Here is an 11,636-nt window from a genome sequence, read left to right on the forward strand (position 1 = left end):
TTTGATTAAGAAAAGCGTGGTGTGGCCGGGTAAGTCGTCTTACCGAATGGTACCCCATAACCCGGCGGGGGGCAAAAAACTTTGGCCGCGCACTCCGGAAACGTGATGACTCCGGAATGCGCGGCCTCCGTAATGAGACGGTTTTCAGAGAATTTCAACCAGCGAGGTCAGGGCTTGTTGCCGGCATTGACCAGAGCCTGGTAGTAATTGCTTTTCAGATCGGGATAGATTTCCCAGGTTGCTTCCAGCGCCTGCTGGTAGTGCTCGTGCGTGGAGTGGCGGGCGTAGAGGTACACCGCCATGTCGTTGACGTTGTTGAACGACATGTCCGAGGTTTCGGTGATGTATTCCATGCCGCCGGAAGCCTCGATGGCGATCTTGCGGCCGGCGTATTCCCCGACCTGCGCCCCCAGGAGGCCACCGACAAACGGCACCTGCTCCAGCGCCTTCTGCCCGGCGTAGGCGCCCGCCATCTGACCGACCTTCGAGCCCAGCTGGGCGTTGATGGCTTTGTCCACCCACAACGCCAGCACGCCGTCCTGCGTGTACGGCGACATGAACTCGCCGGTGTTGTCCATGAGCGGCTGGGGCACGTTGACGATGTCCTGCGGTTTCGGTATCTGCGGACCGGCGCAGGCCGCCAGCGTGACCGCCAGAACCAGTAAAAGACACTTCTTGAACAAAGAAAAGGTTGGGTGGTTCATGACTCTGCCTCCTCAAACAGAATGAATGAATATATAAAATGCCAGTTCAGGCAAGTATGTAAGGTACAGAGGGCGTGAGTCGGCGCGGTAAAATCAATCGGCAGGCCCCTCCCCGGATGACACCGACCAAACACAGGTGAATTCGGTATGCAGAGAAAATATAAAGACTTGAGCCCAAGGGTGCAAGAAGTTTGTCGGGGTATTTCTGCTCGCAATGAGATAGTATTTCTTATCCGATACTAAGGATTTCGCTCAGGCTTTTTAGATAACAAATAGATAGAAGTAAGGAGGGGGGATGGGGGCGGTAATCGTCGTGTGAAAAAAAATATTTATATCGGAAAAGCGATTCTTGAGAAGGGGGTGGCGGTCCGTCAATCGGGCTGGGAAGGTTGCCGTGCGGGGGTGTGGGCGGGACGGGGGGCGGTCTGCGGGTCGGCTTCCAATGTGCCGGAGGAACCGGTTTGGGGATCCGTCTGCGTTTGACCCGGTTTTTCGAACTTCGGGCGCGAGCGCACCCAGGCGAGGCCGTGGCCGCGCGGGGTCATCTGCACTTCGGTTTCGAATGTGAAGTCCGATACAGCGTTGCCGTTGGGATCGACAAAACTCACCGTCACCGTGCCACTTGGCTGATTGGCATCCCTGGCGTAGGTGAACACATGCACGCTGTCGGGGAGGGTTTCCCAATACCGGTCGTCGGCGCGGGTCTGCGTGCTGGCGGCGACGCCCTGCTCGATTAGGCCGATGGCAGTGACGATGCCGGAGATGAGGAGGCCTTCGTCGCTGTCATGTTGCGCCGACAACAGCATGCCCTGCACGCCCAGTTCGGTGAGCGCCTTGCCCACGGTCTCGTGGGTTTCCTTGAAGACCACCTTGTCCTTGAGGATGGCGTCCACCACGCGGCCGCCGCGTGTCGAGGCCTGCCAGTAAATGTCCTCCGTCATGCGCGGCGAATAGGTGCGGCCGTTGACGAACAGCCGTGCGCCCTTTTCGCGGAACCCGGAGCCGCGTTTGAAGGTGAGCGCCGCCTGCCCCTCGCCCGCGGCGACCTTTACCGGCGACATGCCGCTTTCCGCCAGTACCAGCACATCGTCGCCCGGAGCGGGCGGGGTGAGGTCCGGCCGGATCTTCTGTGCTTCCTCAAACGCCGTCTTCGCCAGTTGTTCGTCGCCCAACAGATGTGACGCCCAACCTTCCAGGTAGATCAACAGCGCGAAGTCCATCTGGTATTTTTCGTTTTCGGCAAGCGCGTCCTGCAACTGGCCGCTTTTGAAACAGGCGCGCGCGTTTTCGTAGTCGCCTTCCTTCAGAAACAGCAGGCCGCGGTAGTAGTAGGCCATGGCGCGCTCATACGGTTCGCCCTTGAAATCCTTCTTGCCCTCCTCGTACCACACGCTCCGCGCTTTTTCCGCCGACTCGTTTTCCGCATAGACGGCCTCGATGCTGAGGAGCGTGATCTCGAACGACTCCGCGGCGAGGCGGTCGTGGCCCAGCTCCATGGCGCCCAGCCCGGCGCGCATGTGGTTGAGCACGAAGTTGCGCTCGCCTTCTTCCAGCACGTCGCGGTACACCTTGTGGAGCGGTTTCGGTTTGTTTTCGAGGTACGCCTGCATGACCTCTTTGGGGATTTGCTTGCGGGCGTAGCGGGTGGTGTCGCAGGCGGTGAGGAGAAAGGCGCAGAGGAGGACCAGGGTGCCGTACGCCGTGGCGCGTCTTCCCCCGGAGAAAAGACCCGGCGGCCGTGGCCGCCGTCCGGTCAATGCCAATGTGATGCGGGTTGCCGCGCGCACGTGTCCCTCCGGCTCCAAACGGTTATTGCGGATATATCTTTCAGGATAATTCAATTATTCCGAAATACCACAAGGAAAGCAACGGTCGCCGCGCAGGCGAAAGATGGATATGAAATTGGCCGTCTTAAAAGGAGTTGGTCACTTCCCGAATTCTTTCCGGTAGAGGTCGATGGAGGCATTGAGGATGCGCACGGCTTCTTCCCGGCCCAGAAAATCCTCCACCACCACTTCCTTCTTCTCCAGCTTCTTGTAGTCCTCGAAAAACCGTTTCACTTCTTCCATCCGGTGTGGCGGCAACTCGTCGATCGACTCGTAATGGTTGTATTCGGGATCGTCCATATGCACGGCGATGATCTTGTCGTCTTCCTCGCCCTGGTCCACCATCTCCATCACGCCGATGGGTTTGGCGCGCATGATGGACAGCGGGTACACGCGGTCCTGTCCCAGCACGAGGACATCCAGGGGGTCGTGGTCTTCGCCCAGCGTGCGCGGGATGAAGCCGTAGTTGGCGGGATACTGCACGGAGCTGTACAGGATGCGGTCCACCTTGATCATGCCGGTTTTCTTGTCGAGTTCGTACTTGGTTTTGGAGCCTTTGGGCACTTCGATGATAGCCGGAAACACGTCCGGCAGTTCGTCGCCCAGTTCCACGTCATGCCACGGATGAAACATAGTAGAGAGGGTTTCCTTTCTGTATTCGCACTAAGCGGTGAAGGGGTGGTGCGGTAACGGGAACGGCGGGGCCGTTCGTTGCCGTCAGTTCAAATGCGCCGTGGTGGGCTGTTTCCGGGCCGGCGTCTTGCGCGACCGGGATTTCGGCTTGGCGGCTTTTTTCTTCGTCGTGGATTTTTTGGCGGCGCGCTTGGGCTTGACCTTCAGCTTCTTCTCGAAGCTGTGTTCCAGCACGTCGTCCATCGTTTCCACGGAAATGAAGTTCAATTGTTTGCGGATGGACTCCGGGATGTCCGGCAGGTCCTTTTCGTTGTCTTTCGGGATGATGACGTTTTGGATCTTCATCCGGTGCGCGGCGAGGGCTTTTTCCTTGAGCCCGCCGATGGCCAGCACCTTGCCGGTGAGGGTGATCTCGCCGGTCATGCATACGTCACTCCGCGGCACGTTGCCGGTGAGGGCGGAGATCAGCGCCACGGCGATGGTGATGCCCGCCGAGGGGCCGTCCTTCGGGATGGCGCCTTCCGGGATGTGCACGTGCACGTCCACGCCCATATGAAAATTCGGTTTGAGTCCGAGCTGACTCGAGCGTTTGCGCACGTAGCTCATCGCCGCCTGCACGGATTCCTTCATCACGTCGCCCAGCTTGCCGGTGCTTACTACCATGCCCTTGCCGGGGGTGACGGAGACTTCGATGCTCAACATTTCGCCGCCGAACTCCGTCCAGGCGAGACCGGTGGCGACGCCGACCTCCGGCTTGTCGCGTTCGCGGTCGCCGGGGTATTTGGGTACGCCGAGCAGTTTGGAAAGCGACTGCGGCTTCACGTCCACCACCGTCTTCTTGCCTTCTTCGACGACTTTCATCGCGGCCTTGCGGCAGAGCGAGCCGATCTCCCGCTCCAGGCTACGCACTCCTGCCTCACGCGTGTATTCCTGAATGAGTTTCTTCAGCGAATTTTCGCTGATGGTCAACTGCTTTTTCGTCAGCCCGTGTTCTTTCAGCTTTTTGGGAATCAGAAAGTTTTCGGCGATGGCCAGCTTTTCCTGTTCCGTGTAACCGGGAATGCGGATGATCTCCATGCGGTCCAGCAGCGGTTGCGGGATGGCGTGCAGGACGTTGGCGGTGCAGATGAACAGCACCTGCGACAGATCGTAATCGATCTCCAGGTAATGATCGTTGAAGCTCACGTTCTGTTCCGGGTCGAGCACCTCCAGCAGGGCGGACGACGGATCGCCGCGGAAGTCCATGCTCATCTTGTCCACCTCATCCAGCAGGAACACGGGATTCGTGGTGCCGGCTTTTTTCATGGATTGGATGATCTTGCCCGGAAGCGAACCGATGTAGGTTTTGCGGTGGCCGCGGATCTCCGCCTCGTCGCGTACGCCGCCGAGCGACACGCGTACGAACTTGCGCCCCGTGGCGCGGGCAACGGATTTGCCGAGCGAGGTTTTGCCGACGCCGGGTGGTCCGACCAGGCACAGGATGGGGCCCTTGATCTTCTTCACCAGCTTCATCACCGCCAGGTGCTCGACGATGCGTTCTTTCACTTTTTCGAGACCGTAATGGTCGTCGTCCAGAATCTTTTGCGCTGTCTTGATGTTGATCTTGTCCGAGTCCTTGCCCTTTTTCCACGGGATGTCCACCAGCCAGTCGATGTAACTGCGCACCACCGTGGCTTCCGCCGACATCGGTTGCATGATCTCCAGTCGCCGGACTTCTTTCATCGCTTTTTCGTGGACGTCCTTCGGCATCTTAGCTTTTTTGATTTTCTGCGTCAGCTCGTCGATGTCGGACTTGAACTCGTCGCGCTTGCCCAGTTCCTTCTGGATGGCCTTCATCTGCTCGTTGAGATAAAACTCCTTCTGCGACCGCTCCATCTGCTTGCGCACACGGCCGTGCACGCGCTTCTCGATCTTGAGGATTTCCATCTCCGACTTGAGCGAGGAGATCAACTTGTTCAGCCGGTCCACGGGATTGTAGGTGTCGAGCAGTTCCTGTTTCTCGCTCGTCTGGAACACCATGTAGGAAGCGATGGTGTCGGCAAAGCGGTGCGGTTCCGCGATGTTGGCGATGGCGGAGATGGCTTCGAGCGGGATCTTCTGGTTGAGTTTGACGTATTGTTCGAACAGGTTCTCGATGCTACGCATCAGCGCCTTGACGTCCGGAGCGACCTGAATGTTTTCCTCGATGCGGACGACCTCGACTTCGTGGTAGTTCGGGTTGTCCTGGAAACTGATGATGCGGCCGCGTTGCACGCCTTCCACCAGCACCTTCATGGTGCCGTCGGTGAGTTTCAGGATTTGCAGGATGTTGGCGATCGTCCCCGTTTCAAAAATGTCGGCCGGGCCGGGGTCGTTGTGGTTCGCGTTCCTCTGTGTGGCGAGGAAGATGTTCTTCTGGTCGGCCATCGCCTTTTCCAGCGCGAGGACGGACTTGTCCCTTCCCACGAACAATGGGATGACCATGAAAGGAAATACCACAATGTCCCGCAGGGGAACCAGCGGAAGAATAGTCCGTTCGGATGTCATAGAGGTCAACTGGCTTGTTTCTGGTTCTGGTACACCATCAACGGTTTTTCCTGATTGGTGATGACTTCTTCGTTGATGACGACTTCTTCCACGTCTTCACGGGACGGCAGGTCGAACATGATTTCGAGCATGACTTCTTCGAGAATGGAGCGCAGGCCGCGGGCACCGGTCTTGATGCGATAGGCTTTCTCGGCGACGGCGCGGATGGCGCCCTCGGTGAACTTCAGCTTGACGTTTTCGAACTCGAACAGCTTCTTGTACTGTTTGATGAGCGCGTTCTTCGGTTCGGTCAGCACCTGCACCAGCCCGTCCACGTCCAATTCGCTCAACGTGGCGGTGATGGAAAGGCGGCCGACGAATTCCGGGATCAATCCGTACTTCAGCAGGTCTTCCGGTTGTACTTTCTCCAAGATTTCGGTCATGTCGTGGGTGTCCTTGCTGACCAGTTCCTGACCGAAGCCCATCGTCTTCTTGCCGATGCGGTTGCGGATGATCTTGTCGAGGCCGACGAACGCGCCGCCGCAGATGAACAGAATATTGGTGGTGTTGACCTGCAGAAACTCCTGATGCGGATGCTTGCGTCCGCCCTGCGGCGGAACGCTGGCGTGCGTGCCTTCAATGATTTTGAGCAGGGCCTGTTGCACACCCTCGCCGGAAACGTCGCGCGTGATCGACGGGTTCTCCGACTTTCTGCTGATCTTGTCCACCTCGTCGATGTAGATGATGCCGCGCTCGGCCTTCTCCACATCGTAATCGGCGGCCTGCAACAATTTCAGGATGATGTTCTCGACGTCTTCGCCGACATAGCCCGCTTCCGTCAGCGTGGTCGCGTCCACAATGGTGAACGGCACGTCGAGAATGCGCGCCAGGGTCTGCGCCATCAGCGTTTTGCCGGAGCCGGTGGGGCCGATGAGCAGGACGTTGCTCTTCTGCAATTCCACATCTTCCATGTCGATGCCCGCATCGACGCGTTTGAAGTGGTTGTGCACGGCTACCGACAGGATCTTCTTGCATCGCTCCTGACCGATGATGTACTGGTCCAAGTGCGTGTAGATATCCTTCGGCTTGAGCAGGTGCTTGAAATCTTCGGTCTTTTCCTGCGCCCACTCCTCGACCATGATTTCATTGCACAGCTCGATGCACTCGTCGCAGATGTAAACCGTGGGGCCTGCTATCAGTTTTTTGACTTCTTCCTGGCTCTTACCACAAAAAGAACAACGGTAGTTACCCGAGTTGGAAGTTTTCTTAGCCATGAATGCCTCCGAGTGCGTCCGCTAATGGGGGAACCTTGCGGTTCCTTCGATCTGTCGAACTAATTCTCGATTCCTTTGGACAGGTCTTTCGATTCAGTGCGGCTGGTGATGACATTGTCGATCAGTCCGTATGCCTTGGCCTGTTCACCGGTCATGAAATGATCGCGTTCCGTATCGCGCCGGATCGCATCTTTCGTCTGGCCGGAATGCTTGGCGAGAATGTCGTCCAGCGTGTTGCGCACCTTCAGAATCTCTTCCGCGTGAATCTGGATGTCCGTGCTCTGCCCCTGGAACCCGCCGGAGGGCTGATGAATCATGACCCGCGCGTTGGGCAGGGCGAAGCGTTTTCCCTTCGTACCCGCAGTCAAAAGCAATGCTCCCATGCTTGCCGCCTGGCCGATGCAGATCGTCTGCACGTCCGGCTTGATGTACTGCATGGTGTCGTAAATCGCCAGACCGGAGGACACGTGTCCGCCGGGGCTGTTGATATATAGATAAATGTCCTGGTCCGGCTCGTCCGATTCCAGAAACAAAAGCTGAGCGATGATCAGGTTGGCCATGTGGTCTTCGATCTGCTGGCCTATAAATATAATACGATCTTTCAGCAGGCGGGAATAGATGTCATACGATCTTTCTCCGCGGCTGGTCTGCTCGACCACGATGGGGACCAACTGGTTGGTGATCTGGTTGTAGATGTCTTGTCTCATAGGCACACAAATTCACTTTCTATATGAATGGTGACGCAAACAGGCGTGTTTATGACGGAAATTCCTGCGAGATACAAAAGGATCTTGCCGGAGTAGGGGATAAACTGAAAGGGTAATCATTACAATTAATTATCTTTTTTAATATCGGCGCTGTCAACCATTTCTTCCTGCAGTTGAACCTGGTCCAACAGCTTCTCCAGGGTTCGGTCGCGGCGCATCCGGTTGTGGAGTCTCAGCAACGCGCCGGATTGGGCCCATTCCTGCTTCATTTTCTTCAGGTCCTTGATCTGCAAAAGGGACATGAATACTTGCAGTTCCCGGTCGAGTTCCTGCTCGCTGACCTCGATGGCCAGCTCGTCCGAAAACTTGTTGATGACCAGTTCCTGCTGAAGCAGTTTCATCGCCTGCTCGCGGTGCTTTTTCTGGTCCTCATCGGTCAACGTCACATGGTCGGTCTGGTGCTCGTGCACGTGGCCCGCGGCATCCTGTTGTTTTTCCTTATTGACCATGAACTTGATCTGTTCCTGCACCAGCTTTTCCGGCACGTCGATCGAGCTGACGTCGGCCAGTTTGTCGGCGAGGGTTTTCTGCGCTTCCACCCGCGCCTGCTTGCGGTGGTGTTCTTCCAGTTCGGCGCGGATGCCTGCCTTGAGCGCGTCCAGCGTTTCGTAGTTCTTTTTGGGATCCACGGTCTGGGCGAAGGCGTCGTCGAGTTCCGGCAGTTTCTTCACTTGGATGCCTTTGAGCGTGACCGTGAACTCCACTTCCTTCCCCGCCACTTCCTTGTTGGGGTGGTCGTCCGGCAGGGTGAGCGAAAACGAGCGCGTCTCGCCGATCTGCATGCCCAGCACCTTGTCGTCGAAACCGCCGATCAGGTGGCCGCCCACCTGCACCACATAATCCTCGCCCTTGCTGTTCTCGTAGGGCTTGCCGTCGCAGGTGCTTTCGAAATCGATCTTGATGAGGTCATCCTTGGCGATGCCGCGGTCGGTGACGGTTTCGTTCACCGCCTTCTGCTCGCGGTAGGACTCCAGCGTCTGGTCCACCTGCTCGTCGGTGACCTTCGGCACCTTGAGCGGCACCTCCAGCTTGCTGATGTCCGGCGCGGAGAACTCCGGCAGGACCTCCACGTTGGCGGTGACGGTGATGTCCGTCCCCTCCTCGGCGTTGATTTCCACGATGCTGGGCTCACCGATGGCGTGCAGGTGGTTGTCCTGGATTCCCTGGTTGATGCTCTCGGAGACCATCAGGGTCAGCACTTCCTGTTTGACCTCCGGGCCGAAGCGCTTTTCCATGATGGACTGCGGGATTTTGCCGGGCCGGAAGCCGGGCATTTTGACCTGGTGGCTCAGTTTCTTGTAGTACGCGTTGACCTGGGACTGGTAGTCGCCGAGTGGAATCTCGATCTTGAGTTTCCGGTTGCACTTGTCGATTTCTTCAACTTCACATTTCATGATTCGGTTCGTTTCCGGGTGAATGGATAAGGGTTCCGGGCATGCGAGAGGGGGGAGTCGAACCCCCACGGTTGCCCACTGGATCCTAAATCCAGCGCGTCTACCAGTTCCGCCACCCTCGCAAAATTCAAAAGGAAAATTAGACCACCTTTTCCGGGGACTGTCAACGAAGGGGGCCCGGGGCCTCTGGCGGGGCCTCGGCGGTGCCGGATTCCGGGCTTGCGGGGAACAATCCCAGCCCTTTTTTCTCCTCCAGAAGCTGGTTGGCGAGAAGCAGGCCGGTGGCGGACCAGGTCTGGTACAGGTTGGCGCGCCGGCCGATGAGCCGCCCCATGCGCCCGTCGTAATACTCCGGCCAGCGGTCCTTCGGCAGGCGGTTGCAGGCATGCTCGAAAGCCGTCTCCGCCAGATCGTCGCGCCCGGATTTCAGGGCCGCTGCCACGAACGGCCACAGGAGCACCGGCCAGTTGCCGCCGTTGTGGTACGACCACGCGGCATTCTTGGCGTCGCTTCCGGTCAGCATCTGCCAGCGCACGCCTTCCAGTGCCGGAAAGCAGATCTTGATTGGCATGGCGCCGATGAGGTCGTCCCAGTTTGCGGTGTACAGATTGAGGATGCTCTGCGATTGTTCCGGCGTGGCCAGGCCGAACAGGATGGCCAGCAGGTTCCCCTGCGCGAAAAAGCGGAAATCCATGCGCCCCGGACCCAGGTTGCCCACCAGGTAGCCGCCTTCTTCCGGAAGCCAGGTGCTCAACCAGTCGGGGATCGACTCGGGATAAATGTTCAGCATGTTCACACTGCCGGAACCGAACTCCTCGGTTTTGAAACGGTGGATCTCGCTCAGCCGCTCGATGTCCAGCCAGTAGAAAATGCGGACGTAGGTGCGCAGAACCTTGATGCGCTCCTCCGCCATGCCGCGCAGTTTGCGGCAGGTGTCGTCGGATTCGGGGAGCAGGTCGAGGAGGGTCTGCAACAGCCCGTAAAACAGCGCCTGCACCTCCAGCGGGTGGCCATAGACACCCATGCGGCGGTCGATCATGAAGCCGCCGTCGGGCACGAGGAGCGTCGGGAACACCTCAAAGGTATCGCGTAAAAATAATTCCAGTGTCTGCCGCATGCCGCTCTGGAAACGGGGGGTGTGGGCCAGCTCGCGGTCGCCGGTCTTGCGCACGTACGCGCCCAGCAACAGCACCCACCACATCATGGAATCCACCGGCGCGACGCGGCCGATGGCGCGGTCGCCGAAGTCGGACACCAGTGTCTCCGCGCCGTCGTCGGTTAGCTCGATGTGAAAGCTGGCGGGCATGACGCCGGGGTGGATCTGGTGGCCACTCACCTGCCTCTGCTGGTTGCGGAGTTCCAGCACGATCTCCAGGAAGTTTTTGACGATGTCCGGCTTGCCTTCGTTCAAAAACACCAGCGCCGCCGGAAAGAAATCGCGGATGAAGCAGTCGGCGTAGTTGGGCGAGGCGAGGTTGGGGTCGCGCGCCGCGGCGGTGCCCACGGGCCGGCCCTTGTGATAAATGATCGCGTCTTCCAGCAACTGCCGCGCTTCTTCGATGGGAGAGGGGGTCATGTGCCTTCGTGCGAGTGAATTCAGGTAGGAATAGTGTATAGGCAGTCGATGGGCAAAGGAAAGGCTTTCATAAAAATTCATGCCGCATCGTGCGGATGCGCGGCAGGGGGCCGCGGGAATGAGGGTTTGCCGGTGGCGTCAGGTGGATTTGCGCGTCCGGCCTTTGTTCTCGCGCGAGGCCAGCAGGCTGTCCGGCGGGTAGTAGCCCTGTGACACGGTTATGTTCGGGTACACCCAGGACTGTTTGCCCAGCAGGACGCCCGGACACAGCACCGCGTTGCACCCGATCTCCACATGGTCGCCGATGACCCCGCCCAGTTTTGCCATGCCGGATTCGATGACCTCGCCGTCGAATTCCAGCGTCATCGGCGGAAAGGCGACGTCGATTTTATCCTGCGGCGAGCGGAAACGCAGGTTGGCGAGCTTCGATCCCGCGCCGAGGTTCACGTAACTGCCGATGATGCTGTCGCCGATGTAATTGAAATGCCCGGCCTCGGTGTGGTTCATCAGAATGGAGTTCTTGATCTCCGTGTTGTGACCCAGCACGCAGTGGTCGCCCGCAAGCAACGTGCCGCGCAGGTACGCGCCCTGCCGCACTTCGCAGTGATTGCCGATGACGGCCGGGCCCTTGATCACCGCCGTCGGCTCCACCACCGTGCCCGCGCCGAAATACACCTGCGCCGGTTGGATGTACGTGGGTTCCTGAAATTCGATCCACCGTTCCACCAGCAGGGCGGGTTCGGGAAAGCGGCTGAGGGTTTTTGCCGGGAGCAACCGCATGCCTTCCAGTCCCTGCATGCAGTGGACCGAATCAGGCAGGCAGTCGAGGATGTTCTGGATCGATGCCTTGAGCCGCGTCAGCGGTTCCCACACGCGGTCGATGCCGTCGAACACCGCCTTGTGTTCGAACTCGTCGAGGTGATCGAAAAATGGAGTGAGGTCGCGCATGGAGGGATC

General features: G+C 58.5%; 9 protein-coding genes and 1 tRNA gene. All 10 read right to left on the bottom strand.

All coding sequences use genetic code 11. From position 1 onward, the window contains the following. Nucleotides 1-167: 167 nt before the first annotated feature. The 10 genes from J2S31_RS02065 to J2S31_RS02110 all read right to left on the bottom strand — a co-directional run bounded on the left by J2S31_RS02065 (nucleotide 168) and on the right by J2S31_RS02110 (nucleotide 11,627). Entirely contained in the window at nucleotides 168-704 is a 537-nt protein-coding gene (locus tag J2S31_RS02065) for a hypothetical protein (protein ID WP_237097387.1), read from the bottom strand. Nucleotides 705-1,075: 371 nt separating this feature from the next. After that, nucleotides 1,076-2,491 (bottom strand): tetratricopeptide repeat protein, encoded by a 1,416-nt coding sequence (locus J2S31_RS02070; RefSeq protein ID WP_237097388.1) that lies wholly within the window; start codon nucleotides 2,489-2,491, stop codon nucleotides 1,076-1,078. A gap of 138 nt (nucleotides 2,492-2,629) precedes the next feature. Continuing rightward, the gene (locus tag J2S31_RS02075) at nucleotides 2,630-3,163 is read right to left on the bottom strand and encodes an inorganic diphosphatase (protein ID WP_237097389.1); all 534 of its coding nucleotides are present in this window, start codon (nucleotides 3,161-3,163) and stop codon (nucleotides 2,630-2,632) included. A gap of 84 nt (nucleotides 3,164-3,247) precedes the next feature. Continuing rightward, on the bottom strand, nucleotides 3,248-5,689 hold the full coding sequence (gene lon, locus J2S31_RS02080; RefSeq protein ID WP_272908512.1) for an endopeptidase La: 2,442 nt from the start codon (nucleotides 5,687-5,689) through the stop codon (nucleotides 3,248-3,250). Between the two features lie 5 nt (nucleotides 5,690-5,694). Then, the gene (gene clpX / locus J2S31_RS02085) at nucleotides 5,695-6,942 is read right to left on the bottom strand and encodes an ATP-dependent Clp protease ATP-binding subunit ClpX (RefSeq protein ID WP_237097391.1); all 1,248 of its coding nucleotides are present in this window, start codon (nucleotides 6,940-6,942) and stop codon (nucleotides 5,695-5,697) included. Between the two features lie 59 nt (nucleotides 6,943-7,001). Beyond that, complete coding sequence (gene clpP / locus J2S31_RS02090) at nucleotides 7,002-7,649, bottom strand: ATP-dependent Clp endopeptidase proteolytic subunit ClpP (RefSeq protein ID WP_237097392.1); 648 nt, start codon at nucleotides 7,647-7,649, stop codon at nucleotides 7,002-7,004. A gap of 125 nt (nucleotides 7,650-7,774) precedes the next feature. Beyond that, entirely contained in the window at nucleotides 7,775-9,103 is a 1,329-nt protein-coding gene (gene tig, locus J2S31_RS02095; protein ID WP_237097393.1) for a trigger factor, read from the bottom strand. Nucleotides 9,104-9,145: 42 nt separating this feature from the next. Next, nucleotides 9,146-9,225: transfer RNA gene (locus J2S31_RS02100), tRNA-Leu, on the bottom strand. Nucleotides 9,226-9,266: 41 nt separating this feature from the next. Continuing rightward, complete coding sequence (locus J2S31_RS02105; protein ID WP_371831639.1) at nucleotides 9,267-10,703, bottom strand: glycoside hydrolase 100 family protein; 1,437 nt, start codon at nucleotides 10,701-10,703, stop codon at nucleotides 9,267-9,269. A 114-nt stretch (nucleotides 10,704-10,817) separates the two neighbouring features. Further along, on the bottom strand, nucleotides 10,818-11,627 hold the full coding sequence (locus J2S31_RS02110) for a hypothetical protein (protein WP_237097395.1): 810 nt from the start codon (nucleotides 11,625-11,627) through the stop codon (nucleotides 10,818-10,820). Nucleotides 11,628-11,636 lie beyond the last annotated feature (9 nt).

It is taken from the genome of Nitrospina gracilis Nb-211 (assembly GCF_021845525.1).
GTDB classification, from domain to species: Bacteria; Nitrospinota; Nitrospinia; order Nitrospinales; family Nitrospinaceae; genus Nitrospina; species Nitrospina gracilis_A.